Below are 25856 nucleotides of genomic sequence, written 5' to 3' on the forward strand. Positions count from 1 at the left end.
GTATGTTCTCATAATAATACGAACAAACGTTTTTGTCAAACACTTTTCGAACCTATGTTTGCTTAAGTGTTCGCATTCTGTTATACTATTAATAAGTAGAATGATTAAAAAAGAGGTGAGCAATAATGAAAAAAGTTTCGAAAAGACAAGAGGCCATATTAGAGTTCATTAAAGAAGAAGTACGAGCAAAAGGGTATCCACCATCTGTACGTGAGATTGGTGAAGCAGTTGGACTTGCTTCAAGCTCAACAGTCCATGGACATTTAGCTCGTTTAGAACAAAAGGGCTTGATCCGACGCGATCCAACTAAACCACGTGCTATTGAAATTTTAGAACCAGAGGATTCTATCCAAAAGCAACATGTTATTCATGTTCCATTAGTCGGAAAGGTTACTGCAGGTTCTCCGATAACTGCTGTTGAAAATATCGATGAATATTTCCCACTACCAGATATTTATGGAACAAGCGAAGATCAGTTATTTATGCTAGAAATTATGGGTGAATCAATGATTGAAGCTGGCATTTTAGACGGAGATTTAGTTATTGTTAAACAAAAATCAACAGCTGATAATGGTGATATTGTTGTAGCAATGACTGAAGAGAATGAAGCAACTGTAAAGCGTTTCTTTAAGGAAAAAAGTCATTTTCGTTTACAGCCTGAAAACGCAACGATGGAGCCAATTATCGTAGATCAAGTTTCTATTTTGGGACATGTTGTAGGTCTATATCGTCGTGTACATTAAAAACATCTCAATATTAAAGTATAAAAAGAGGATTTTATGTTCACAAATGGGCATATACCTCTTTTTCTTATCTTTTGAATGCTATTTTATAAACTAAAAAAGAACCCACTTTAAAATGGATTCTTACACCTAACAGTCTTTAGTTAATTTAAAACAGCTCTTACCCATAACGTGGGATTGATTTCTGTCCAAGCTGTTCTTCATCTTTCTATGCTAAAAAGTTTTATGCCTCTACCTTAAATTTCAAACTTGCATTTACAAATGCAGCAAATAGTTTCTTTGATACTTCATCTCCTGCAATGGCTAGCTCTTCAGGATGCCACTGTACTGCTAGACAAAATGGTAAATCATCATGTACTACCGCTTCAATGATACCATCACTAGACTTTGCTATCACTTTCAACTTTTCTGCTACTACGTTTATTGCCTGATGATGAAATGAATTCACAGCAATTTTTTCTTCTTCAATAATCGCTTTTAATAATGTATCAGGTGATAGATTAACATAATGTGTTGCAACGCCTCTTGCTGCTTGTTGAGCATGCTTTATTAATTTTTTACTATGATACTCACTATCAATATCCTGATAGACTGTGCCTCCAAACGCAACATTTAGTATTTGAAGCCCTCGACAAATTCCAAAAATAGGCATTTTCCGAATATAAGCCGCGTTAATTAAAGCAAGCTCCACAGAATCTCGTTCAGGATGAACCTTCCCTAATTTTGGTGTAGGTTCTGCATCAAAGAGGAATGGATGTACATCATAGCCACCCGATAGTAATAATCCATCCGTCAACGATAAAATTTGTGCTACATCCTCTTCAACCCCAAGTGGAATTATAAGTGGAACCCCCCCTGCTTCAATTATACTTTTGCTATAAGCAGCATTTAATCTTGAGGACAAATCATCCTCCGCAAAAGCCGTTATACCGATAATTGGTTTCATCCTATCCCCTCCATGATCTTTATCTTGCATTAACTGCTGTAAAAGTCTGATTGGTGAAGATTATTAATCGTTGAAGGAATCCCTCACCGGATTAATTACCAAAATCCGAGATACCAATTCATCAACGCATCCCCATAGAAATAGATAATAATAGCTGCTAAAGCAATAGACGGTCCGAATGGTATAGGCATTTTTCTTCCTTGCCCGCGTACCTTTAACACAACTATCCCAACAATCATGCCAATGACAGCTGCTAAAAATAGCGTCAGAATAGCATGTATTGTGCCGAGTACGAGCCCAAGTAAAAAGAATAATTTAATATCGCCACCACCCATTCCACCTCTTGATAGAACAGCTATAATATATAATATTCCAAAACCTACCACAGCGCCAACTATACTGTCCCACCACGGAGATAAAGGAGATATCACACGTCCCGAAACTAGCAATTGTAAAAAGAATAATAGTACCTTATCAGGAATAAGCATATACGCAAAATCCGATACAACAATAATAACTAATAATGAAATTAATAATAGCGCTACGAAAAATTCTGCACTAAGGCCTAATTTCCAATATGCAAAGGCAAATAACACGCCTGTTATAAGTTCCATCAGCGGATAGATCCAAGAAATTTTTTGCCCACAGCTACGGCATTTTCCACCTAAAAATAAATAAGACAAAACAGGCACCAAATCAAGCGCCGTCAACTGTCTCTTGCAAGAAGTACAATGCGAGGGTGGACGCACAATGGACTCCTTCAAAGGCACACGTAAGCCTACTACATTAAAAAACGAGCCAAGAACGAGCCCAATTATTAACACTGTAATTGTATAAGCAATCTCCATTTTTATGTCCTCCTATACTAATAGACGCCCATACATTTGAAGTATGCGCGCCAATCAATTATGCCTCCCCATAATTCCGTGACATCCGCCGGAGGCTCTAAGTCATCACGAAGTTGATCACTCAGTCGTTTCCACAGGACATGGCATTCTTAGACTGAGTTCCTCTATTACAGCAATGTTTTCTGTAGCGAAAGCAAAACGACAAGTACAAGCGTTTGGACACCCGCGAAAGAAGATAAATTATGGTTGTCCTTCATAAAGAACGTTGTTATTTTTAGTTTTTGTCTCATCGCTAAAAAGGTTTGAGGTTGGTACTCCTTGCTTAAAGCTATTAATAGCATAATAGAAGATTTTTTACTACTTATTAATTTATTTTCGAGTGCTACCTCATCAATAATTGTCGCATTGAAATATGGGCACGCGAAATTAGATTTATTGACCTATCACGAGAAGGTAATGGGGATGATAAGTGGTTTATCTTTATTACTTATAGGAATATTGATAATTTAGCTGTTTTATCACTATTATTAGGTATCGCTTTCTCTGTTCCTTTATTCTCAATATGGGGAATTATAAAGGTTTATCAAAAAAGGAGCTTTATTTTTAAATCTTAAAAGTCCTTGTAGAACTAACTTTACGAAATATCAAACATAAAAACAGAGTTGATTCTACATATTTTGTAGATTAACTCTGTTTTTATGTTTTAACAGCAACAATCTTTAAGGAAGCAGCCATAATAAAAAAGAGATTCCAACACTACATTGGAATCTCTTTTCTATTATTTCCTCAACAACCTACCCGACAACAGCAACCCTATCCCACCAATCGCGATAAACAGGACTGCTCGTATTAGTAAGTCTAGTGCTGACAAATCAAAGAATATAAGTTTAATAAACGCAAAGACTAGGATGGCAAAACCTGTTATTCGTAATGTTCGTAAGTGACGTGCGGTGCTAAGCCATAGTGAAATACTTGCTGTTAGGAATAATGTAATCGTCGAGAAGGCAATGCTTAGTTTCCAATCAAGCAAACTGTTATAGGAAAGTTGGGATATGAGACCCAAAATGGATATCATCGTAAGCACAACGCCTGCACTTACAATTGGGTCCAGAAGTTTCTCTATTTGCTCTTGATAGATTTGATAAATGCGCCCCTTCATCAGTAAATCAATCAAAATTGCTACGATAACAGCAATATACACGATTCTTGTTACTATATTTAACCACTCGACACCCTGCATATTGTACGGAATAATTTCGAGCATTATTGTGAAGAGAATGAAAAATACACTAAGTACTGGCGTTAATGCACGCCCTTTGTATTTTGTTGGTACTAGAAGCGATCCCACGAAAAGTAATGCGAGGAAAATACACAATAGATGTGGAATGTTTCCGGCACCTGCAAAGTACGTTCCATCCAGCTTTCCAACATAGGCTAAGAAATAACCAGCCGTAATAACTGCTACAATATCAACCATATACATTTCTTTCATAAACTTTTCAAAGGTTGTCAGTGTCTCTTTTGGTCGTCTTGCATATACATAAATAATTAGGAGATATATTCCCGGCATTATCAAGCTAACATGGTCTATGCTGAAGAATGGTGTCGGCTCATGAAAAATAAAGCTTAAAGCGAGTGTAATTGTAAATGCGAATGAGCCGACAACCTTCATCATACTTACTCGTAATCGTAAACTCATCATAACACCTGCAAAGATGATGAACGGGATGAGCAATTGATCTACGTTCACTGGTAAATTCATAACGAGTAGCGTATTACATAGTGTAATAAATGCGAGTGTTACGGCACTATCAAATGCCTCCTGCCATTTTTGCTTATAGCCATAACCCGCTAAAGCAGTAAACAAGCCTACTAATATGAATAGTAGTACTTCGCTATATTCAATCGGTCTAATAATAAAGTTCATGAGCAATAAACTATAGGCTCCTAGGCTAAATTGGAGTCCGACATGAATATATTTCAATTTAGACTCTGCATTATATAAACGGCACCAACTCGTGTAAAAAGTAGTTAGAACAACAAGGAAGCCTATTGCAAAAATAACTCGATTGTCATTGTTCATAAACGCTATAATGCTGACAGCTAGCACAGTGAAAAAGGTTGCTATATAGAGCGCCAATTTCTGCTTGTGTTGATGAATGACAAATTGCAGCATCATAAATAGTACAACGACATAGATTAAGATAATAACAGGACTAAAATCCATATATTCTAGTAAATATGGTAGTAATAACGAGGTAAACGCTACAAATATCGTTAGTACTTCGTTTTTCTTTAAATAGCTAATAACAATACCGTAGCCGATATAAACAACGGCAATAACAAGTGCCGGCGTTAACCCTATGATTTCATACAATATCGCACTTGCAGCTGTTGTTAATATTCCAACAATAAAAGCCCCGCCATATAAAGAAATTGTTATGGCCGATGATCCTATTTGTTTACGCTCCATCACAAAAGCTGTTGCTGCTAAGGCAAGCGATAATACGTAGGCAAGGATAATTTTAACCTCGTTCGGTAAATAGCCATAATCACTCACGAGCTTTAGACCCCAAAGTACCCCCATCACTAAAATTACCATAAATAATTTTGGAAGTGCCCACACGATACGCTCTTCAAACGTCCGCTGTGGCTGCACCTTTTGTTCTGTATCTGTCATTATTTTGGGCTTTGGTTCCATGTTTGAATTTGGCTTTAGGTCTTGCGCTGGTTTTGGCGCAGATTGTTCAATAATGGATTTTCTGGCGCCTAACGTACTTGTTTTGGCAACAGATTGCTGGCGCTTTAAGTCTTCTAATTCATGCCGTAAATCCATCATTTCCTGCTCGAGATTGGCAATCCTCCGCTCCATTTCAAGCGACATTTAATCATCCTTCCTACTTTATCATTTTTTCAACATTATACCATATTTATCTAAAATGTAAAATTACACTTTTAATTTATTTCTACTCCTTTGCTTATCTAGGTCTTCGATACATTAAAGCACGTTGACTATCACTGGTTCCCCGTGTAGTTGGATCTACTACAACCCCTACTAAAACGAAAATTGATAATACGATATTTAAGATGTACGTCGCTTGCTCATCCATTGCACTCGTTAAATCGTAACCAAAAATAGTTGCTACTTGCTGTGCGAGTAATAAAATCAACGAAAATAGCGCAAGTAAAAATGGTTTATGTTGAAGACGGATCATCCAGTTAATTCTCATAGATGCTCACCTCCCCCCTTCTCATCCACAGTATATGCTCATCCGTAACGTGGTACATATGCAAAAATGGAGCTATAAACGTGGAATAGGAGGTATTCTTTTAAAGAATATTCTTCGTTACGAGAATTCGACTAACTTCCGTAGAAGAATTATGCACATCTCTCCTATCAAGTTATTGAAAAAATTCCCAAACCATATATTAATGTGCTTTACTACGAATATTAGGTTACATCTTGTTGATGGATACCTTCAACCTGCTTATAGTGGGTGATTGAGATGTATAAGTGGAATGTTTTGAGGACAATTACCTGCTTATTAATTCAATAACTTTATGCATTTTAGCATTCGGTCAAATTGTGCCGAAGCTAAAAATCATGTTCATTTGGGATATTTTTGATCCAATGGCTTGTCCAAAAAAATAGTCCTTTATACAACACAAATACCTTCAACCTTTCTGCAAATCCTTACGCTATTTCTATCTAGCTTGATTGTCTGTATGTTCATTATAAAATCATTTTGTTTTTATCTTATAGTGCTTATCTGATTAGCAAAGTACACATGAAAAAGCCATCTCAGCAATGAGATGGCTCAAAGTATTGTGGAAAATAGTAATACAGTTATATTAAAATGTTGTGGCGCTTTAAATGTAGTGGATTGCCGTTCCTGACTACCAATTTTTCTGTTAGCAAGCGTTGATTTGAGCACTTGCTAGAAAATACATGCAAAGAGCTATACTTTATTTTCAACACTTTGAATCACTTCAGTAATGAGATGGTTCAAAGCCTTTACGTTTATCAAATCTTCGCGCAATGAAAACTAGCCCATATACAAGTGGTGTTGCTACAATGGATGCCAAGAATTTAAATAAATACTGTGTAATAAATAACGTCAGCAACACTTTCATTGGCATTATTCCATAAAAAGCTATCGAAATAAATAATGCCGTATCGATGAGTTGACTTAACATCGTTGACGCATTATTGCGAAGCCAAAGCTTACCGTTTCCATGCTTTTCTTTAAACTTACTAAATATGACTACATCCAAATTAACACTGACCGTATACGCTACAAGACTCGCAATAATGACACGCATACTGCCGCCAAGAATTGTCTCAAACTCCTTCTGATAACCAAAGGCTTCTGCAGGTGATAGTTCAATAGCAATAGCAATAAAGCATGCCGCAAACACTTGTGCCATAAGGCCTGTTCTTACTGTACGACCGCCCGCTTCCTTGCCATATACCTCACAAATTACATCAATAAGAGGATATGTGAAAATAATTAAAATCGCTGCTGCCGGAAGCATCATCCACTCGCCTATACTAAACACTTTTACAGCTAAAACATTTGCTAAAATTAAAAAGCCAACAAACAATCCATTTAAATAATAAAGCATCAGCGATTATCCACCTTTTCAGGATACATATCATGGTTCATCAAACGATGCTCCGCCATTTTCTCATATTTTGTGCCTGGGCGACCATAGTTACACCATGGATCAATGGACAGACCACCACGTGGCGTAAACTTACCCCATACTTCAATATAGCGCGGCTCGATCAGCTTAATTAAATCATTCATGATGATGTTAACACAATCCTCATGGAAGTCCCCGTGATTACGGAAGCTAAATAAATATAGCTTTAATGATTTACTCTCTACTAGCTTTTTATCTGGAATAAAAGATATATACATTGTCGCAAAGTCTGGCTGCCCAGTCATTGGACATAGACTCGTGAACTCCGGGCAATTAAATTTCACGAAAAAATCATTTTTCGTATGCAAATTATCGACTGCTTCGAGAATATCCGGTGAGTATTCAAATAAATACTTTGTGTTTTGATTGCCAAGGAGTGTTAAATCCTGTAAACCTTGTTCTTCATTTCTTCCTGCCATAAAAATGCCTCCTCAAATTGTGAGAAGTCCATTATGCGTGAATCCTAATAAAAAAAAATCGCCATATCCGCATTTGGATATGGCGTAAATGACGTCATCCATAGTTTTTTATAGAGGGTATGCGCTATGAACCTCTTTCTTATTCGCTAGTAATATTAACTTAATGAATGCATTCAGTCAACTAATTTTTTCAACTTTATGAGATTCACCACTTTAATTTAGTAAAAATACCAAGCCCCCATTAAAGGTCTGAAGTGACCCCTAATTGTTAGATGTGTCTAACAATTGGGGTGCAGTTCAGTCTTGGCATTTTTTATTATCCATGTTCATCCTCTTGCATTTTATAGTCAATGGAATTGGCGATGTCAACTAAAACTTCAGATGTTACCTTATTTGAAACCCGTTTATCAATCCACAGCATATATTGCCAATCTTCTCTTTCAAAAGAAAGTACATTGAAACCTGAAATTTCCATATAAATTGCAGTCGTTCCATTTTTCAACTTGAAATCCTTTACTATATTTTCCTTTTTCACCGGTAACTTAAACTCATTAGGTCGAACAGTAATTTTATAATGATGCTCAGGAAGTTGATGGTTAATAAATGTCACTTCAAAAAAATCATTCATATCTCCTTCAAGATCATTAAATCGACCAAAATGATGTGTAAAACTAATAGAAGGTACTCGAAGTGGTAGCTTTAGCCCTTGATGAAAGTGCCGTTCAAAATCGGAGGCAGCTGCTTCAACCGTTTTATAGCCTATCTCAGGATAAATTTCTTCATAAGGACTGAGCGAATCATTTATATAGGCATCACTTGGTTGAGAAAATAATAAATAACAGGAACTTAAGCAGAGAGAAAAAATTCTGTCCATTTCATCACCTCAGTATCACTTTTAGTATCACTTTAAGTGTAGTTTTTCCCAACTCAATGAATTTATGTGTCATGTTGTATTCTGTTCACAGTTATTTATTCTTCCACAAATATTCTCAACCAACGCACGATTTATATAATGAAAAAGCAATTGTTCGCGTTAGTAAATTCGAACAATTGCTTTTTAAGTCTAAAAGAGTATATGTGCAACTATTGCTGCGATTGGTAGTGAAATAATCGTACGTATTAAGAAAATAACAACTAGATCTAAAAATTTAAGCGGAATCTTTGTACCTAAAATAAGTCCACCGACTTCAGACATATAAATAAGCTGTGTCACAGAAACGACAGCAATTACAAATCGTGTAGTTTCAGCTTCAATTCCAGCTCCTAAAATTGAAGGTAGGAACATGTCAGCAAAGCCAACAACCATCGTTTGTGCTGCCTCCGCTGCTTCTGGTAAACCAAGCACTGTTAAAATAGGTTCAAATGGCTTTCCTAAAAATGCAAAAACATTAGTGAATTCAGCAAGCATTAAAGCAACCGTACCAAATGCCATGACAACCGGTGCTACTCCAACCCATAAATCCAAGACATTTCTAATTCCATCTTTCATAAATTGACGTGGGTCACGATTTGCATGCGCTACGGTTAAAGCATTTTCTAAACCATGTGACACAGAATTATAACCTTCTGGTAGTTCTTCACGTGATAGATCTACTGGTGTACCGTCGATATAAGTATCTTCTTTGTTAGACAGCGGAAAAATCCGTGGCATAACTATCGCTAAAACAAGACCACAAAAGACAACCGTTAAATAATATGGAATAAAATAGCGTGACAAATGCACTGTGTCTAATACTACGATACAGAATGTGATGGATACTACAGAGAAGCTCGTTGCAATAATAGCAGATTCTTTTTTCGTGTAGTTCCCCATTTCATATTGCTTACTCGTCATTAGAACACCAATTGTTCCATCACCTACCCACGATGTAAGTGCATCAACCGATGAACGACCAGGGCTTTTAAAAAGAGGACGCATGATTTTTACCATCATCGTTCCGAAAAATTCAAGCAAGCCAAAGTTCGTTAAAAATGGTAATAGTATTCCTGCAAATAAGAATATCGTAAATAAAAATGTTACTAAACCACCGTCTGGGTTCATTAATAATCCACCAGTATTTTCATTATTAATCGCCGATGGTCCATAATCAAAGACAACCATTGATGCAAATACTAAACCGATGACTCTTATTATTGTCCAAAACCAATTTACATAAAATAATGTATCTAAAATACTAGGCTCTTTTAAATTATTTCGAGGAAATAATTTGGCAATGAGTGAACCAATTGCCGAAATCGCAAACATAATTATAGTAAAATAACTAATAACTGGTGCAACAAAACCTGCTAGTAAATTTGCTAAAATAGCAATTGGAACTTTCCATCCATCTTCCGTTAAGACTGGTGTCATAAATAATAGAACACCAATAAGAGACGGAATTATGAAGAAAAAGTATGTAGAAGTAGGATATTTTTTCATAATTTAAAGCCTCATTTCTCTAGGTTTTTTCGAAGTTTAATACATCAAGCTTGTTAGTTATGTCCTTTTAAACCGCCAAGAAATGTATATATGAACTTTAATCAGTGGGAAAATCTTTATTCCTCACTAATCATTAGTATTTACCGTTCAGGCATTTACGAGCCGTTAATCTCCCACTTAACTTTTTTACTTTCACTGAATTCGAGGTGGGAGTCTTGTACCTGACGCTTCGCTTTCGATACAGATCATAAAGAACGTACGGATAATATAAAAAAACATCCCTCTAAAAAGTAATAAAGGAATGCCCAAACACTACTTTTTTTATAATTAACATCCGCACTGCAAAATTTCTATTCATAAAGTCATAGCTATAAAAATATCATAAACCAACAATACAACGTTTAATTCTACAACAAAATGCATTTTTATTCAATCTAAAAAAATTTGTTATTTTTATAATTCTCTTCTAATTATCCGCACTTCTTCTTTGTATCAATATCTTTCAACAAAACCCAATTTTACATTATCTTTAAGAAGATTAATTATGCCCTGCATAATTCCATCCTGAGGCAACTACTGAGTTCCTCTTTTTCAGCAGTGTTTGGACACCCACTGAAAAGTAATTAAATTCGCATTCATCTCACTACCTATAGAGGTGGGAAACTTCCGTAGCTGACGCTTCGCTTTCGCTACATAAAACATTTGCTAATAGAAGTTATCGTTTGGTGAAACTCTCCATTAATCATACCTATTTTGATTGCCTAAGAGATTTAACCAGCTCTTAATAGGCATACAAATAGACCACACTGTCTTTCATCTCATATGTTAATTATGAACCACAACTTATCAAAACAGGAGGTTTTACCATGCATAGACGTATGCATCATCATCACCATCATCACCATGAACCACATTGTTGTCCGCCACAAATGTGCCCAACTCAATTTGAACAACCACATTTTTGTCCACCAGAGGAATATGTACGCACTAATTACATCCATACGGTCGTACCTCATGTACAACCAGCACATATTACAACAGTTAACAAACATATAATTGATCATCAATATCATTTCCCTTGCACTGAGTGTGTAGTGGAGGAATGTTGCGAAACTCATACACTTTGCGAAATGCCACCTGAGCCTTGCCATATGCCACATCATCATATGGGCCATCATCATATGGGACACCATCACCATCACATGGGCCATCATCATATGGATCATCATATGTGCCATCACATGGGTCATCACATGGGTCATCACATGGGTCATCACATGGGTCATCATCATATGGGCTATTAATAGAAGAAAGCGATGGGGCTTGTCTTCCCTATCGCTTTCTTACTATTAGTGTAGATTAGAATCTCGTCATTAGTACATTTTTGAATTGATACAACGTTATGGATTTATCCCCCCTGCTATACATTGCTCCTACACATACGCCGCCAAGTACCACCTGTTGAGCAGGACGTCCCGTCATATCATAGCCGGCTAAATGCAAACTATCTTCATGACTATTTGGTAAATCAGTTGTCATAGATTGAGGCAATAATTTTCACGGTTTTATTGACATTATGTCTTGTAGCAAATCGGTCCCTACATACTATTACCTCTGCTGCACCACATGTCGGTAGACAGGCCTTAAATTGTGTCATATCATGACCTACTCTAATTGAAGCTTATTTGAGAATAGAGAATAAGGGTTGTTTATAGCATGCGCTATCTCGCTATTTGGTGATAGGTGCACAAAAAAACGTTGGAGCATCACAGCTCCAACGCTTTTAATTAGTACATTTTTAAATATTGATCGCGTTCCCATTGGTGTACTGTTGTACGATACATGTCAAACTCGATTTCTTTTGCTTCTTTAAAGTTTGCATAGATATGCTCACCTAAAGCTGCTTGAGCTACTTCATCTTGTGCAAGTAACGCTAAAGCATCGTCAAGTGCTGGTGGTAAGTTTGCGATACCATTCGCTTTACGCTCTTCATCAGACATCACGTAGATGTTACGGTTAATAGCAGCTGGTGGTGTTAAGTTATTGCGAATACCTTCAAGACCAGCTTCTAAAATAACAGCCATTGCTAAATATGGATTAGCAGATGGGTCTACAGAACGTACTTCTACACGAGTTGAAAGACCACGTGCTGATGGGATACGGATAAGCGGTGAACGGTTTTGAGCTGACCACGCAACATAACATGGTGCTTCATAACCCGGTACAAGACGTTTATAAGAGTTAACTGTTGGGTTTGTCACAGCTGTGAAGCCTTGAACGTGAGCAAGGACACCTGCCATGAATTGCATTGCAGTTTCAGAAAGACCTAGTTCAGTAGATTCATCGTAGAATGAATTCTCTTTACCTTTAAATAATGAAACATTGAAGTGCATACCAGAGCCAGCTTCACCAAATAATGGTTTTGGCATAAATGTAGCATGTAAACCGTGTTTACGAGCAATTGTTTTAACAACTAATTTGAACGTTTGGATATTGTCACAAGCTGTAATTGCATCTGCATATTTAAAGTCAATTTCGTGTTGTCCTGGAGCTACCTCATGGTGAGATGCTTCAATTTCGAAGCCCATTTCTTCTAGCTCTAATACGATATCACGACGGCAGTTTTCACCAAGATCAGTTGGTGCTAAGTCGAAATAACCACCGTGGTCATTTACTTCTAGTGTTGGTTCACCTTTTGCATCTAATTTGAATAAGAAGAATTCTGGCTCAGGCCCTAAGTTGAAGCTTGTGAAGCCCATATCTTCCATTTTTTTAAGGATACGTTTTAAGTTATTACGTGGGTCACCAGCAAATGGCTCGCCTTTAGCAGTGTATACATCACAGATGAAACGTGCTACTTTCCCCTTTTCAGAAGTCCAAGGGAACACTACGAAAGTATCTAAGTCAGGATATAAATACATATCTGATTCTTCGATACGTACGAAGCCTTCAATGGATGAGCCATCAAACATCATTTTATTTTCTAGAGCTTTATCTAATTGGCTTACAGGAATCTCAACGTTTTTGATTGTGCCAAGAATATCTGTAAATTGTAGACGTATAAAGCTTACGTTTTTTTCTTCGATTAGACGTTTAATGTCCTCTTTTGTGTATTTACCCACAGTTTTCCACACTCCTATAAATTGTCTAGCTTTTTTATCATTACCCTACCCTATTAATAAAGTAATTAATGATGTTGCCTTTTATTAATAGAATCGAGATAAATCCCCACGACGGATGGATGATTTTTGCATACGCTGCGCTTGAAGCATTTCCTCACGCATGATGCGACGTAATTCTGAGTCACTTAAATTAGGTTCATCTGTTGAAACAGGTTCATTCTTTTTAGAGAACAGCTTTTTAATTTTTGCCATGTTCATGCCCTGTTCCAAGTAATCTTTAATTTCCAGCAGTGTATCGACGTCATTTAATGAAAACATTCGTCGATTGCCTTCTGTTCGGTGCGGCTCAATTAAATGGTGTTCTTCATAATAACGAATCTGACGTGCCGAAAGCTCGGTCAATTGCATTACGATATTCATTGATAACAACGGCATAGTTCGTCTAATTTCACGACTCATTTAAGTCCCCTCCAATACCAGCTAATAATATAACGAAAAATTCACACTGTCAACAGTCCATGTGAGGTTTCCTAACATGGAATAAAATATTTTTTTTGAAATGATGAAAAATTGTAAAATACTAAGTTTATTTTCCTAAGGTGGGGGTTTATTTCCGTTCCGACTTCGCGCATTCCTAGGGGCGTTCGAGTCCAATTAACTTATATATATATTCAACTTTTCATCCATAAATAAAAAACTATTCAAAATGGAAATTTTGAATAGCTTTTTCGCAATCTATTTTTGGATTTTTTGAACAGCACTACAAATTGCAAATTTTACGTGCTCGTATGTTAACCCACCTTGAATAAATGCTGTAAATGGCGGACGAATAGGACCGTCTGCTGTAAGCTCAATACTGGAACCTTGAATGAATGTTCCAGCGGCCATGATGACATCATCTTCATAGCCAGGCATATACGCCGGCTCTGGTGCATAATGCGCATTAATTGGTGAGTTCGCTTGAATTTCACGGCAAAAAGCAATCATTTGTTCCGCAGTTTGGAAAGAAACCGATTGAATTAAATCCGTACGATTAGAATCATAGCTTGGTGATGTATTCATGCCGATCTCTCCTAGCATAGCCGCCGTGAAGATGGCACCTTTTAATGCTTGAGATACAACATGTGGCGCAAGGAAAAATCCTTGATAGAAATCACCAAGCGTATTTAATGTTGCTCCTGCTTCAGCACCAATACCTGGTGATGTCATACGATAAGCACATTTCTCTACTAAATCTGCACGACCCGCAATATAACCACCAATTTTCGCTAAGCCTCCACCAGGATTTTTAATGAGTGAGCCTGCCATTAAATCAGCCCCAACCTCTGTTGGTTCCTGTGCCTCAACAAATTCACCGTAGCAATTGTCAACGAAAATAACTGCATTTGGCGCTAATTCACGGATTTTTGCACACATGTCTGCAATTTGTGAAATGGTAAAGGATGGGCGTGTTGCATAGCCCTTCGAACGTTGGATAGCAATCATTTTTGTGTTTGATGTAATTGCAGCTGCAACACCTTCCCAATCGATCTCTTGGTTATCGATTAAATCCACATGGCTATATCTGATTTTATAATCTTTTAACGAGCCAGTATCCTTATCGCCACCATCGACTATTGATTGCAATGTGTCATACGGCTGACCTGAAATATAAAGTAATTCATCACCAGGACGTAGCACTCCGAATAAGCTAAGTGTAATTGCATGTGTACCAGAAATAATTTGCGGACGTACAATGGCAGCCTCCGCTCCAAAGACCTCTGCATACACTCGTTCTAGATTGTCACGCCCCTCATCATCATAGCCATAACCATTAGACGGGTGCAGATGATAATCACTAACTTGATGCTTTCGGAATGCAGCAAGCACTTTTTGTTGATTGAAGAACGCCATATCTTCTACCTTTGCATGAAAAGGGCGTACCTTTTCTTCTATTTTAGCAGCTAACGCTAGTGTTTCTTCTGATAAATTGGTTGTAAAAGTCATTATGTTATTCTCCATTTCACATTTGTTCAAATCTTATCTTAACAATTTGTGAGCTTGCCTGCAAAGCTTGCTTTTGAAAGCGCGGGTATTCTTCTTGTTTCAAATTTTCATTTGGCGTTAAACTAAATAACGAACTTAATCTATTTAATTCTGCTATAATAAGATATTTGATATCTGATAATTCTAAATCGCAAGTCGATGCTTTCTAATATGTAATCTACAACAAGAAATGATTTATTCAGATAAGGGGTGAAAAGGTTGGCTTGGGAGTTTTTTAGCATCATTGGAACAATTGCCTTCGCTATTTCCGGGGCAATAATTGCGATGGAGGAAGAATACGATTTATTCGGTGTATATATACTCGGTATCGTAACTGCTTTTGGTGGTGGAGCTATACGGAATCTACTCATAGGTTTACCTGTAACAACACTGTGGGGTCAGGACATGATGTTCCAAATCGCCATTGCAGCCATTACAATTTTTTTCTTATTTCCACATCGACTCATTCAGCACCGGCATCGCTGGGGCAATTTCACCGATGCTATTGGATTATCGGCATTTGCGATTCAAGGTGCTCTCTATGCTGTGAAGCTCGACATGCCTATTAGTGCCGTTATTGTAGCTGCTGTCTTAACAGGGTCAGGTGGTGGAATTGTTCGCGATTTGTTAGCTAGACGACAACCGTTAGTTCTTCGTGATGAAGTCTATGGCGTTTGGGCAGCATTAGCCGGGCTTATTATCGGACTTCAACAATTCTCAGGGGATATCTTTTTATATGTATTATTTGGTGTGATCACAGTACTAAGAATACTTTCATATATGAAGAAATGGCGTTTACCGTTACGGAAGTTGAATCGAGCATAGCTATACTGCTACATAATAACAAGCCCAAATCTGATATTTGGGCTTGTTATTTAATTTCTTGTTTATCACAAACACCGTGCATCCACGGCAGCGACTAAAGTTACTTTTTCAACAGCAACATAGATTCCTCTAATGTAGCCATGTTTTTCATCATAGAGCATGCTGCATCTAAAATAGGAAAGGCTAATGCTGCACCTGAGCCTTCACCTAATCGCATATTCATTTGCAGCATCGGTTCAATTCCGAGCATTTCAGCGGCAATTTTTGCACCTGGTTCTTCAGAGGCATGTGAAGGAACTATATAGTCTTTTACGTTTGGTTCAAGTTCGTATGCAATAAGAGCAGCAATGGTAGAAATAAAGCCATCAATAACAACAGGCTTGCGATGCGCAGCTGCGGCAAGTATCACTCCAGCCATAGCGCCTATTTCTAATCCACCAACTTTTGCAAGAATATCAATAGCATCATGACGATTTGGTTTGTTTAATGTAATAGCATTGTGAATGACTTCTACTTTATGTGCTATCCCCCCTGGCCCAACACCTGCACCGAAGCCTGTCACTTCATTGGGATGACATTCGCGAAGAACCGATAATATTGCAGCACTCGGTGTTGTATTTCCAATGCCCATTTCACCCGTCCCGAGTACATTTATCCCCTTGTTTATTTCTTCCGTAGCTACTTCAATTCCTACTTCAATGGATTGAATGGCTTCTTCCCGTGTCATAGCAGGACCTTTCGCCATATTGTCCGTTCCATATTTAATCTTTTTTATGATGACCCCAGCATCATGCGGAATATCCTCTTTTACGCCAACGTCTACCGTGACAATTTTTGCATTTGTTATTTTCGCTACAGCACAAACACCAGTCCCTCCTCTTGGAAAATTTAATGTTTGAAAGACCGTCACATTTTGTGGATTAGATGTCACCCCTTCATCACAAACACCATGATCTGCGGCACAGACAATAATCGCTTTTTTATCAATCTCAGGAAATAGTTCTCCTGTAATCCCTGATAGTTGTACAGCAAGGGTCTCTAGTCTTCCCAAGCTTCCAGGAGGCTTGCAAAGTGCATCTATGCGTTCTCTTGCCTGCTCCATCATTTTGTGGTCAGCACTTTGAATGTTTTGAATCGTCTGTTGTAATAATTGCATGAAAATTTCCCCTTTCTTTTTTGCCCTTGTTACTCGAAGAATGATTTAGAGAAAAAAATAAAAAGCCTGTAGTTTATTCCATAACAAATAAACTACAGACTTTTCCATCGTCTATATAACCGAAGCAGTTAGGCAGGTCTCCTGGCTCAATTTCAACATTTCATAGAACCTTCCCAGACTATGCTAGTGGCATTCTCTATGAAACTCTCTTTTACAGTGGTGGGACCGCTAAAGCTTTTCACTTTATTCCCTATTCTCCCGCAGTGGGCACCTAATGCTTTTATGCAATTACTTTAAATCTACGACAAAGTGATTTTTGTGTCAATATATTAGATTAAACGGAAAAATGCTCCAGGAATTTTCCTTCGCTGGCATTTGCTCCAAAAGAGTGAATCAAAAGAATCTTTTAACACTTCGAATAACCAAATAAACTAATGTACGCATATTCAGGTTCCTGAGGGCTTGCAATTGACTAACATGAAAAATAACTACATTTCAAACTTAACCTTCATTTTGCATTTTCCTAATCTCAACAATATTCTTCCAGATCGCTCTATCAACTTTGGCAAAACTACGTATGCTTGGCGTTGTATTTACTTCAAATAATATAGGTTTTCCTTCAAGATTTATTCCAAAATCAATGCCATATTCTCTATTAGGAAAGTGGGATGATATTACTTCAGATGCTAAAATTGATTCTTCTTTTAGAGTGTCTATTGTTTGATCTTTCTTTGTATTATCCATCATCAAATAACCTGATAATAATTCTTCAATCGATATTGCTTGAGAACCCCGATTTGAATTGACAATCCCATGATCCTCAGTTGCAAGCCTTCCGTAAATTCCTCCAATTACCCATTTTCCCTTTAGATTTTGAACATGAACACGAATGGATATTGAATCCCCATCAGGGGTTAGACTTTTGACCCCCTCCTGTATAATATAAATTCCGCTTAATCTACCGTGTTTCTCATATGGATGTAGAACTTGGTGGAAATCCTCAATTGCTGCTACACATTTACTTATTTCTTCACCTTGCATGGTAAATCCGTTAAAACAATAGTGTCCATCTTTTCTTTTGTAGACTTTATACATTGCTCTTCCTTGTCCAGTGCTATTATGTTTCACATAAATATACTCATACTTATTTAATAAATAGATTAGGTTTTCTAGACTGTAAAGTTTTGATTCTGGCATGCAGTTAGTTGTTAAAGGATTTTGTTTTAAAAGTAAGAATTGTTCCCATTTTCCAAGTCCGTTTTTCAATAAACTCACCTCATTTAATTAGATATTTTTATTTCTTTTGTATTGATAGTGTAGTCCTCTCCACTTATGGAGGTTACTTTATTGTATGTAGATAGATTTATCTTGCGTGGGTGGGTGAGACTTGGTAACGTGACTAATATCTCCTATTTTTCTGTTAGAGTCATAATAAATCTACTACACTAGAAAAGTATTATTATGATTGTTCTCAATACATCCATTTTATTGATTTCAAAATCATTAGTTTCTAATATATTTGCCCCACTAATCATTACTTTTAGTTATATAGACATGTCGAGTATGGAGATGGGAGATATTGAAAAAAGGACGAATTTTTTTTAAAAAATATATTCAGACAGACTTGAATTTTTAATGAAATCCATAACGTTCTTTCCGCAAAAGTTGTAGAGGAAGTCGGTTTTAAAGGGATTTGGGCGAGTGGTCTATCGATATAAGGATCATTAGGTGTAAGGGATAATAATGAATGTTGACATTCGGTACTCCAAAATATAAACTCAAAAGGACCTTTTCCTCTTAATAACAACAAATAACTATTTGAAGAAATGTACTTAAACGAACGAAGCAGTTTTGTTGATAAAGGTAGGGACCATGTTGACAATCCGAAATTTTTTTATTATCCTATTAAAAATCATAAATGAATTCAATAATATTTCCGTATAACCCCAATAATATGGTTTGGGGGTCTCTACCAGGAACCGAAATTCCTGATTACGAAGAAAGTACAAGTACAAAACTTGTATTTTCTTTGTGATCAGGAATTTTTTTGTATTTTAAATCTAATAATTTATTTCAGGAGGTCAAAAATGAACTTTTTAACATTGCCAAAAATTGAACTACACTGTCATTTGGATGGAAGCCTTAGGGCTGAAACTATTATCGATATTGCACTGAAGGAAGGCATTCAGTTACCCACTTTTGATAAGGATGAACTACAAAAGGAGCTAATTGCTCCGTTAGAATGCGAATCCCTTGATGAATATTTAAAAAGATTTTTTCTTCCTAATATAGTAATGCAGTCTAAGGAGAACTTAAGAAGAATTACTTTTGAGCTATTTGAGAATGCAACAATGGAAAATGTGAAATATTTAGAGGTCAGATTTGCCCCGTTACTTCACACATTACAAGGTCTTGGCGTTGAAGAAGTTATTCAAGCTGTTATAGATGGGATGAGAGACGCTGAAAGCTGTTACGAAATAAAGGGAAATATAATCCTGTCCTGCATGAGGACGATGTCTGTAGAAAGTGCATTCGAGGTGGTTGAAAAAGGTAAAAAGTTCCTTGGAAAAGGTGTAGTGGCAATTGACCTATGTGCATCCGAAGAAGAAGGCTTTTGTGAAAAATTCGTAGATCCAATCGCATTAGCCAAAGAATATGGCTACAGAGTCACTATTCATGCTGGTGAAACAGGGATTGGTAAAAACGTTCTAGAGGCTGTTGAACTTTTGGGTGCTGAAAGAATAGGACACGGAGTATTTATTAAAGATTGTGCCGAGGCTTATAAGATAGTTAAAGAAAGACAGGTTGTGCTTGAAATGTGTCCAACAAGTAATGTCCAAACGAAAGCTGTTAATCATTATTCTGAACATCCGATTTATAAATTTCATAAAGATGGAATAAAAGTGACATTTAATACGGATAACAGAACCGTATCAAATACTACAATGGCAAATGAAATCCATTTAGTTAACAATGAATTTAATCTAAGCGAAGAAGATTATCGACAAATTTATTTAAATAGTGTAGAAGCATCCTTTGCCGACCAAGAAACTAAAGAATGGTGCTTGGCACAATTTAAAGAAGAATAGACTTTGCAACAAATTATGCGGAATATATTTACAAAAATTTTCTAAAAGAGTATGAAATATTAACACGGACTTTAGAGGATAAAACTAATTCTATTCCCCTTTACTAAAAGCTCCCTAATGCCAAAAAGGCTTTCGGGAGCTTTCTGTTCCGTTTATTGCTGTGATATCAACTTTGTTTTATCTATTTCACTCAGAAATGTTGCACCGAGTAAAAGGATAGCGCCTAGTATTTGTAGGGTCGCCATTTTTTCACCTATAACCATCACCGAAATCACTAATGATGTCAGTGGATCAATATAGCTTAAAATAGCTATACTTTGCCCTTTTAGATGACGCATTCCCAAAAAGAACAGATAGAAGCCGATTCCAGCATGTACAATGCCCAATGCTATAAGTAAACTAATTGATTTAATATCGATTTGCATTACTTGGAACCCGTTAGTCCCCAAAAGGTAAAGAGCAAGGATTAACGCTGCTAAAGCAAGTTGAATAATCGTATTATCAGGCTCTTTTAATCCACGAATATACTTATTGGTGAATGTAATTATTGTATAGAAGCAAGCTGCAATAAGCCCATAGACAATACCGATATAATGTTCGCTCGTTTCGGTAGTTTGACTTTGAACGATAAAATACAGTCCTACAAGAGCAACACAAACATAAAAAATTTTTCTTAATAATATTTTCTCTTTCAAAACTATAGGTGACAGACAAATCACTAGTACTGGAGCAAAATAGTAGCTTAGAGCTGCATTTGCGATGGTTGTTTCCTTGTACGCTTGGAAAAGGAAAATCCAATTACCACATAAGGCAAAACTCGAAAGTATTAATGGCCATTTATTTTGCAAAATAGTAGTTTTCGTAAACCTTTCTTTTTTAGCAAGGAAAATCAAAAGTAAAAAACAAGAGCCAACAAGACTCATCCAAAAGGCTATTTCACTTGAAGGCAACTTAATATATTTTGCAAAAACACCGACAGCTCCAAAAATAATCATTGATAAAATAAAAGATAGCTTTCCGCTCATTTCTAATTCCTACTTTCTACATGTATATAGTCTTCGATATACAGTAGAATCTATTGAGAATTAGCAAGCCTTTATTGAATGCCCAAACAGTAGATTCTACTGTAAAGACATTGTTGGGGGTGCTATTGTTCGATACATACTAATCCCTCCTTGTATGTTGTAATTGTAACATATACTACCAAATTAATTACGATTGCTTCAATCTTTTATCAACTCGATTGTATAAGAAAAACCCTCGCCTAAATGAGGGTTTTAATCGACCATTATTTAAATTCTAACTCTCCATCATAAGCAAGCATGCCGCCTTCAAGGTTTGTTACGTCAAAACCTTGAGCTTCTAGGTATGCACATGCATTTGCTGAACGACCGCCTGCTTTGCAAACGATAATGTATGGCTTTGAAGCATCTAATTCGCCTAAGCGTTCAGGGATTGTTCCAAGAGCAATGTGCTGAGCACCAGGGATCATGCCTTGTGCTACCTCATCATCTTCACGAACATCAATGATGTATAGGTCTTCGTTAGCATCTAATAGTTCTAATATTTCTGTTGTATCCATAATTTTCATATGTGTAGTCCTCCAATATGTCGATTTCCTCTTACATTATAGCCTGTAGGCAAAAAAACAGCTAGTGTCATGAACACTAACTGTTTTACTATAATGTTTCTATTCTTCTGTCTCTAAAAAATCTACTTGCTTTGCTGGAACAAATGTAGAAATAGCATGTTTGTAAATAAGGTGTTGCTTGCTTTCAGCATCTAGTAATAATACTGTAAAATTATCATAAGATTTCACAGTTCCTTTTAACTGAAAACCATTTAATAAAAACACAGTTACAAAAACATTGTTTTTACGTAGATGGTTTAAGAATGTATCTTGCAAGTTAATTGATTTCATCAAAATGCCTCCTTATACTTCTTTCTACCTCTTCATTCCTATAGTAGCATGTTCTACCAATTTGGCAATTAGTAATTTTTAGAAATTAATTAAAGTATTTCGTCATTATTAACAAAATATACATCCATTTTGTTTCGGAAGTATGTTAGTTGTCTTTTCGCATAGCGGCGAGAATTTTGCTTTAAACTTTCAATGGCTTCTTCTAAAGAACATTTTCCATCTAGGTATTCATATAATTCCTTGTAGCCGATTGCTTGGATTGACTGCACACCTCGTATATTTTGCTGCCATAAGCCTTTTACTTCTTCTAAAAGCCCTTTTTCCATCATTATATTAACTCGAAGGTTAATTCTATCATAGAGCTTTTCACGTGACATATTTTGCCCAAGTCCTAAAATCACATGATTGTAAAGTGGAACTTCTCCACGATTTTGTGCTTCGGATGCCTTTGAAACGCCACTAAGCTCAATCATCTCTAGCGCACGTATAACACGGCGAGTATTATTTGGATGAATCGTCTCTGCTGTTTGTGGATCAAGTTTTTTTAGCTTAGCATGCATCGCCTCTGGACCTAATTTCTCCAGCTCTGCATAATAGGCTTTTCGTGCAGCTTCATCTACCTGCTCCTCTGTAAATTGAAAATCATAGAGTACTGCCTGCACATATAAACCTGAGCCCCCTACAATAATCGGTAGCTTACCGTGCGCTTGAATTTCTGCAATTTTAGCTCGCACTAATTTTTGATAATCTGCTACTGAAAAGGACTCTGTCGGCTCTTTGAAGCTTAGTAAATGATGGGGTACACCCTCCATCTCTTCCTCAGTAATTTTCGCTGTACCAATATCTAAGCCTCGATAGATTTGCATGGAGTCACCGTTGATGATTTCGCCATTATATTTTTTTGCTAACTCAATGCTTAATGCCGTTTTTCCAGAAGCAGTAGGCCCTACGATTGCTACGACCTCTGCCTGCTGTATTTTATCTTGTATCATATTTTTCTAACCACCGTAATAAAACTTGATAGACTGCCTTTTGATTGTCCTCGTTTAGGATTTCATGGCGCTTATCCTCAAATAAGTAAACCGTCACATCCTGTATGCCCGCTTCTGCCAATTGTTCAGCTACAGCGTATACACCTTGGCCTTGTTCTCCTACTGGATCCTTACTACCACTTATCAATAATATAGGTAAGTCTTTTTTTGTTTTTGCAATCTCTTTTTTACGATTTAACGACATAAAACCTGTTGTTAAATCCACAAAAAATTGATTAGTAGGGATAAAGCCGCAATATGGATCATCTATATATTTTTCCACCTCATCCTCTACTGAACATATCCAATCATAAGGAGTCTTCGAATTTGGGAACTGTTTATTAAAGCTACCAAAGCTCAGCTTATTTAACAACTTGCTCTCCGTCTCTTTACCAAGCTGTTTGGCCAATACTTTTGCTACTAAATTCCCCATCGTATGCAATGCTGTAACGTTTCCTGTTCCACAAAGAATCACATTATCCACTTGATCACTGTACAATTGAATATATCTTCTAGTAATGAACGATCCCATACTATGACCAAATAATATCAAAGGTACATCTGCAAATTGTTCATGCAATAATGTTACTACTTCATGTGCATCTTTTACGACACGATCAAACCCATTTTCTTCAGCAAAAAAACCTAGTGTGCCATTATAGGCTGCTGTTTCTCCATGCCCACGATGATCATGCATTGTTACTGCATAGCCAGCTTCATTTAAGCTATTGGCAAATTTCACATAACGTCCACTATGCTCCGCCATACCATGCAGAATATGAATATGACCAATACATGGCTTCGATGGCTTTAATGTTCGAGTAAACAGAAAATGGCCATCTGTCATTTCAATATAACGCATTGCCTACACCTCTTCCACAGCAAAATTTGTTGCATCTAAAATTGCTTGCTCTAGTTGAGCTACATAAGTATTTCTTTGTGACTCTGTATAGTTAAAATGTTGTTGCATAACTTGAATGACCTGCTGTTTATAACGTTTTACCGCATCAATATCAAAGTATAGTAAGCCTGTTCGACGGATAAAGAAATCACTTGGTGTGTACACCATTTCCGCTTCTATGCCATAAAGTAACATTGCATGTAGGGCTAGAGGCATCGTGCTTCCATGTTCATGCAAATATTTCACCTGGTTATATAATGCATCGACATTCGTGCCATACTTTTGTACAAGCTGTTTTGCTTCATCATAATTTAGACCATACTGAACGCCCTCTTTAGCTTTATAAGTACTATAATCAGTGAAATTGATGGCATTGATGCCTTTTGCACCAGAAAGTGATAACTCACGTGTTACACATGGACTTGCGTGCTTATATTTATGGGTTTTCACAATTTTATCAACGATTGTTTCTGCCATTTGACGGTAGCCAGTTAGTTTGCCACCCGCAATCGTCATTAGTCCACTTGGAGCCGTCCATATCTCATCTTTGCGTGAAATTTCGGATGGATCCTTCCCTTTTTCAAAAATAAGTGGACGCACACCTGCCCACGACGATTCAATCGTATCTCTTGAAATATTTGCAGTTGGAAAGACAGTCTTTGCAGCAGCAATTAAATAATCAACGTCCTCTTGGGTAGCGACAGGATGTACAGGGTCTCCCTCGTAAACTGTATCTGTTGTCCCTATATAGGCTTTACCATCACGTGGAATAGCAAAGGCCATACGCCCATCCGCTATATCAAAGTACACTGCTTGGCGTAATGGAAAATCCTTTTGATCAAGGACAATATGGACCCCTTTTGTGAGACGTAACTGCTTTTTGTCTACTACTTTATCTTTTTTGCGGACCTCATCTACCCAAGGTCCAGTAGCATTGACGATTTGCGCAGCATGCACTTGTATCGTTTTCCCTGTAACATGATCCTTCACTTGTACTCCAACAAGCTTTTTCTTCTCATATAAAAACTCTGTCATCTCCGCATAATTTAGACAAAGTGCCCCATATTCCACAGCTTTTTTCAGCACTTCAATTGTCAGACGGGCATCATCCGTACGATATTCAACGTAATAGCCACCACCAATAAGCTCATCTCGATTGAGTAAAGGCTCTAGTGCTGCCGTTTCCTGAGCGTTTAACATTGTTCTACGTTCATGCTTTTTAACACCTGCTAATCGATCATATACCTTCAGTGCCATTGATGTTGTAAATGGTCCAAGTGAGCCCTTCTTATATAATGGCAATAGCATCTTTTCAGGAGTTGTCACGTGAACAGCATTGTCATAAACAATTTCACGCTCACGCCCAACCTCAGCTACGACACCTACATCAAGTTGTTTTAAATATCGAAGTCCACCATGAATAAGCTTTGTTGAACGGCTTGATGTGCCGGCAGAAAAGTCCTGCTTTTCAATCAAAGCGACTGATAACCCTCTAGATGCTGCATCAAGCGCAATGCCAGCACCAGTAATGCCACCACCAATGACTAAAACATCAAAGCTATATTGCTCTAAAAAATGCATAATTTTAGGACGTTGTTCAAATGAAAACATAACTTTTTTCCCCCATTAGCTATAATTTGAAAATACGTGTAACCTCTACTGCGTATGCTAGCCTGTATAATTAGTAAAAACTTTAAACATATA

The 25856-nt window shown here is 37.0% G+C and carries 25 protein-coding genes and 2 riboswitches; of the genes, 4 read left to right on the top strand and 21 right to left on the bottom strand.

The features are described from left to right. Positions 1-125 precede the first annotated feature (125 nt). A complete protein-coding gene (gene lexA / locus JNUCC51_RS05615) occupies positions 126-743 on the top strand; it encodes a transcriptional repressor LexA (protein WP_049668590.1) in 618 nt (205 codons plus the stop codon). A 223-nt stretch (positions 744-966) separates the two neighbouring features. Here the strand turns inward: lexA and JNUCC51_RS05620 are convergent, their stop codons facing one another. From JNUCC51_RS05620 to JNUCC51_RS05655, 8 genes are all read right to left on the bottom strand, one after another. Then, complete coding sequence (locus tag JNUCC51_RS05620) at positions 967-1689, bottom strand: gamma-glutamyl-gamma-aminobutyrate hydrolase family protein (RefSeq protein WP_337991198.1); 723 nt, start codon at positions 1687-1689, stop codon at positions 967-969. Positions 1690-1784: 95 nt separating this feature from the next. Then, entirely contained in the window at positions 1785-2537 is a 753-nt protein-coding gene (locus JNUCC51_RS05625; protein ID WP_337991199.1) for a prepilin peptidase, read from the bottom strand. A gap of 778 nt (positions 2538-3315) precedes the next feature. Next, positions 3316-5421: a DUF2339 domain-containing protein gene (locus JNUCC51_RS05630; protein ID WP_337991200.1), complete on the bottom strand. Its 2106-nt coding sequence runs from the start codon at positions 5419-5421 to the stop codon at positions 3316-3318. A 94-nt stretch (positions 5422-5515) separates the two neighbouring features. After that, a complete protein-coding gene (locus JNUCC51_RS05635; protein ID WP_337991201.1) occupies positions 5516-5767 on the bottom strand; it encodes a phage holin in 252 nt (83 codons plus the stop codon). 760 nt (positions 5768-6527) lie between these two features. Further along, positions 6528-7163: a queuosine precursor transporter gene (locus tag JNUCC51_RS05640; protein ID WP_337991202.1), complete on the bottom strand. Its 636-nt coding sequence runs from the start codon at positions 7161-7163 to the stop codon at positions 6528-6530. Further along, positions 7163-7663, bottom strand: coding sequence for a preQ(1) synthase (gene queF, locus JNUCC51_RS05645; protein ID WP_337991203.1), 501 nt, complete (start codon positions 7661-7663; stop codon positions 7163-7165). Before queF ends, JNUCC51_RS05640 begins: the two co-directional genes overlap by 1 nt. 316 nt (positions 7664-7979) lie before the next feature. After that, positions 7980-8537, bottom strand: a complete 558-nt coding sequence (locus tag JNUCC51_RS05650; protein WP_337991204.1) for a hypothetical protein — start codon at positions 8535-8537, stop codon at positions 7980-7982. Positions 8538-8726: 189 nt separating this feature from the next. Further along, entirely contained in the window at positions 8727-10082 is a 1356-nt protein-coding gene (locus JNUCC51_RS05655) for a YjiH family protein (protein WP_337991205.1), read from the bottom strand. 866 nt (positions 10083-10948) lie between these two features. On the opposite strand from JNUCC51_RS05655, the gene JNUCC51_RS05660 reads away from it, so the two are divergent. Beyond that, positions 10949-11386 (top strand): CotD family spore coat protein, encoded by a 438-nt coding sequence (locus JNUCC51_RS05660; protein WP_337991206.1) that lies wholly within the window; start codon positions 10949-10951, stop codon positions 11384-11386. Positions 11387-11441: 55 nt separating this feature from the next. On the opposite strand, the gene JNUCC51_RS05665 is transcribed toward JNUCC51_RS05660, so the two are convergent. The 5 genes from JNUCC51_RS05665 to JNUCC51_RS05685 form a co-directional block, all read right to left on the bottom strand. Beyond that, positions 11442-11621: a hypothetical protein gene (locus JNUCC51_RS05665; RefSeq protein WP_337991207.1), complete on the bottom strand. Its 180-nt coding sequence runs from the start codon at positions 11619-11621 to the stop codon at positions 11442-11444. Further along, entirely contained in the window at positions 11611-11739 is a 129-nt protein-coding gene (locus tag JNUCC51_RS05670; protein ID WP_337991208.1) for a hypothetical protein, read from the bottom strand. The genes JNUCC51_RS05665 and JNUCC51_RS05670 overlap by 11 nt, the downstream gene beginning before the upstream one ends. Positions 11740-11869: 130 nt before the next feature. After that, a complete protein-coding gene (gene glnA, locus JNUCC51_RS05675) occupies positions 11870-13204 on the bottom strand; it encodes a type I glutamate--ammonia ligase (RefSeq protein ID WP_337991209.1) in 1335 nt (444 codons plus the stop codon). A gap of 84 nt (positions 13205-13288) precedes the next feature. Beyond that, positions 13289-13663, bottom strand: a complete 375-nt coding sequence (locus JNUCC51_RS05680) for a MerR family transcriptional regulator (protein ID WP_134027245.1) — start codon at positions 13661-13663, stop codon at positions 13289-13291. A 276-nt stretch (positions 13664-13939) separates the two neighbouring features. Further along, positions 13940-15190, bottom strand: a complete 1251-nt coding sequence (locus tag JNUCC51_RS05685; protein WP_337991210.1) for a methionine gamma-lyase family protein — start codon at positions 15188-15190, stop codon at positions 13940-13942. 258 nt (positions 15191-15448) lie between these two features. On the opposite strand from JNUCC51_RS05685, the gene JNUCC51_RS05690 reads away from it, so the two are divergent. Next, positions 15449-16054, top strand: coding sequence for a trimeric intracellular cation channel family protein (locus tag JNUCC51_RS05690; protein WP_337991211.1), 606 nt, complete (start codon positions 15449-15451; stop codon positions 16052-16054). Positions 16055-16154: 100 nt separating this feature from the next. Here the strand turns inward: JNUCC51_RS05690 and cobT are convergent, their stop codons facing one another. Next, positions 16155-17210, bottom strand: a complete 1056-nt coding sequence (cobT, locus tag JNUCC51_RS05695) for a nicotinate-nucleotide--dimethylbenzimidazole phosphoribosyltransferase (RefSeq protein ID WP_337991212.1) — start codon at positions 17208-17210, stop codon at positions 16155-16157. 114 nt (positions 17211-17324) lie between these two features. Continuing rightward, positions 17325-17500, bottom strand: a riboswitch (cobalamin riboswitch). Positions 17501-17711: 211 nt separating this feature from the next. Then, on the bottom strand, positions 17712-18476 hold the full coding sequence (locus JNUCC51_RS05700) for a YheC/YheD family protein (RefSeq protein WP_337991213.1): 765 nt from the start codon (positions 18474-18476) through the stop codon (positions 17712-17714). 650 nt (positions 18477-19126) lie between these two features. Then, a riboswitch (purine riboswitch) is annotated at positions 19127-19225 on the top strand. Between the two features lie 72 nt (positions 19226-19297). Here JNUCC51_RS05700 and add point away from each other — a divergent pair. Then, complete coding sequence (gene add, locus JNUCC51_RS05705; RefSeq protein WP_337991214.1) at positions 19298-20299, top strand: adenosine deaminase; 1002 nt, start codon at positions 19298-19300, stop codon at positions 20297-20299. Between the two features lie 152 nt (positions 20300-20451). Here the strand turns inward: add and JNUCC51_RS05710 are convergent, their stop codons facing one another. From JNUCC51_RS05710 to JNUCC51_RS05735, 6 genes are all read right to left on the bottom strand, one after another. Next, positions 20452-21324 carry a DMT family transporter gene (locus JNUCC51_RS05710; RefSeq protein WP_337991215.1) on the bottom strand — a complete coding sequence of 291 codons (873 nt, stop codon included), beginning with the start codon at positions 21322-21324 and terminating at the stop codon, positions 20452-20454. Positions 21325-21587: 263 nt separating this feature from the next. Next, positions 21588-21890, bottom strand: a complete 303-nt coding sequence (locus JNUCC51_RS05715) for a rhodanese-like domain-containing protein (protein WP_100545134.1) — start codon at positions 21888-21890, stop codon at positions 21588-21590. 99 nt (positions 21891-21989) lie between these two features. After that, positions 21990-22220, bottom strand: a complete 231-nt coding sequence (gene hfq / locus JNUCC51_RS05720; RefSeq protein ID WP_049668557.1) for an RNA chaperone Hfq — start codon at positions 22218-22220, stop codon at positions 21990-21992. Positions 22221-22309: 89 nt separating this feature from the next. Then, positions 22310-23212, bottom strand: a complete 903-nt coding sequence (miaA, locus tag JNUCC51_RS05725; protein WP_337991216.1) for a tRNA (adenosine(37)-N6)-dimethylallyltransferase MiaA — start codon at positions 23210-23212, stop codon at positions 22310-22312. Next, positions 23199-24113 (bottom strand): alpha/beta fold hydrolase, encoded by a 915-nt coding sequence (locus tag JNUCC51_RS05730; protein WP_337991217.1) that lies wholly within the window; start codon positions 24111-24113, stop codon positions 23199-23201. The genes miaA and JNUCC51_RS05730 overlap by 14 nt, the downstream gene beginning before the upstream one ends. A gap of 3 nt (positions 24114-24116) precedes the next feature. Further along, the gene (locus JNUCC51_RS05735; RefSeq protein WP_337991218.1) at positions 24117-25763 is read right to left on the bottom strand and encodes a glycerol-3-phosphate dehydrogenase/oxidase; all 1647 of its coding nucleotides are present in this window, start codon (positions 25761-25763) and stop codon (positions 24117-24119) included. Between the last annotated feature and the right edge of the window lie 93 nt (positions 25764-25856).

The sequence above is a fragment of the Lysinibacillus sp. JNUCC 51 genome, assembly GCF_015999525.1.
Taxonomy (GTDB): domain Bacteria; phylum Bacillota; class Bacilli; order Bacillales_A; family Planococcaceae; genus Lysinibacillus; species Lysinibacillus xylanilyticus.

What these genes read in the sequence shown, in the direction of transcription:
- JNUCC51_RS05670 (WP_337991208.1), bottom strand. Translation starts at nt 11,739, where the DNA reads ATGACACAATTTAAGGCCTGTCTACCGACATGTGGTGCAGCAGAGGTA.
- JNUCC51_RS05680 (WP_134027245.1), bottom strand. Translation starts at nt 13,663, where the DNA reads ATGAGTCGTGAAATTAGACGAACTATGCCGTTGTTATCAATGAATATC.
- add (WP_337991214.1), top strand. Translation starts at nt 19,298, where the DNA reads ATGAACTTTTTAACATTGCCAAAAATTGAACTACACTGTCATTTGGAT.
- JNUCC51_RS05650 (WP_337991204.1), bottom strand. Translation starts at nt 8,537, where the DNA reads ATGGACAGAATTTTTTCTCTCTGCTTAAGTTCCTGTTATTTATTATTT.
- JNUCC51_RS05715 (WP_100545134.1), bottom strand. Translation starts at nt 21,890, where the DNA reads ATGAAAATTATGGATACAACAGAAATATTAGAACTATTAGATGCTAAC.
- hfq (WP_049668557.1), bottom strand. Translation starts at nt 22,220, where the DNA reads ATGAAATCAATTAACTTGCAAGATACATTCTTAAACCATCTACGTAAA.
- JNUCC51_RS05660 (WP_337991206.1), top strand. Translation starts at nt 10,949, where the DNA reads ATGCATAGACGTATGCATCATCATCACCATCATCACCATGAACCACAT.
- queF (WP_337991203.1), bottom strand. Translation starts at nt 7,663, where the DNA reads ATGGCAGGAAGAAATGAAGAACAAGGTTTACAGGATTTAACACTCCTT.
- miaA (WP_337991216.1), bottom strand. Translation starts at nt 23,212, where the DNA reads ATGATACAAGATAAAATACAGCAGGCAGAGGTCGTAGCAATCGTAGGG.
- JNUCC51_RS05630 (WP_337991200.1), bottom strand. Translation starts at nt 5,421, where the DNA reads ATGTCGCTTGAAATGGAGCGGAGGATTGCCAATCTCGAGCAGGAAATG.
- JNUCC51_RS05665 (WP_337991207.1), bottom strand. Translation starts at nt 11,621, where the DNA reads ATGACAACTGATTTACCAAATAGTCATGAAGATAGTTTGCATTTAGCC.
- JNUCC51_RS05685 (WP_337991210.1), bottom strand. Translation starts at nt 15,190, where the DNA reads ATGACTTTTACAACCAATTTATCAGAAGAAACACTAGCGTTAGCTGCT.
- lexA (WP_049668590.1), top strand. Translation starts at nt 126, where the DNA reads ATGAAAAAAGTTTCGAAAAGACAAGAGGCCATATTAGAGTTCATTAAA.
- JNUCC51_RS05635 (WP_337991201.1), bottom strand. Translation starts at nt 5,767, where the DNA reads ATGAGAATTAACTGGATGATCCGTCTTCAACATAAACCATTTTTACTT.
- cobT (WP_337991212.1), bottom strand. Translation starts at nt 17,210, where the DNA reads ATGCAATTATTACAACAGACGATTCAAAACATTCAAAGTGCTGACCAC.
- JNUCC51_RS05710 (WP_337991215.1), bottom strand. Translation starts at nt 21,324, where the DNA reads ATGAGCGGAAAGCTATCTTTTATTTTATCAATGATTATTTTTGGAGCT.
- JNUCC51_RS05655 (WP_337991205.1), bottom strand. Translation starts at nt 10,082, where the DNA reads ATGAAAAAATATCCTACTTCTACATACTTTTTCTTCATAATTCCGTCT.
- JNUCC51_RS05730 (WP_337991217.1), bottom strand. Translation starts at nt 24,113, where the DNA reads ATGCGTTATATTGAAATGACAGATGGCCATTTTCTGTTTACTCGAACA.
- JNUCC51_RS05620 (WP_337991198.1), bottom strand. Translation starts at nt 1,689, where the DNA reads ATGAAACCAATTATCGGTATAACGGCTTTTGCGGAGGATGATTTGTCC.
- JNUCC51_RS05735 (WP_337991218.1), bottom strand. Translation starts at nt 25,763, where the DNA reads ATGTTTTCATTTGAACAACGTCCTAAAATTATGCATTTTTTAGAGCAA.
- JNUCC51_RS05640 (WP_337991202.1), bottom strand. Translation starts at nt 7,163, where the DNA reads ATGCTTTATTATTTAAATGGATTGTTTGTTGGCTTTTTAATTTTAGCA.
- JNUCC51_RS05625 (WP_337991199.1), bottom strand. Translation starts at nt 2,537, where the DNA reads ATGGAGATTGCTTATACAATTACAGTGTTAATAATTGGGCTCGTTCTT.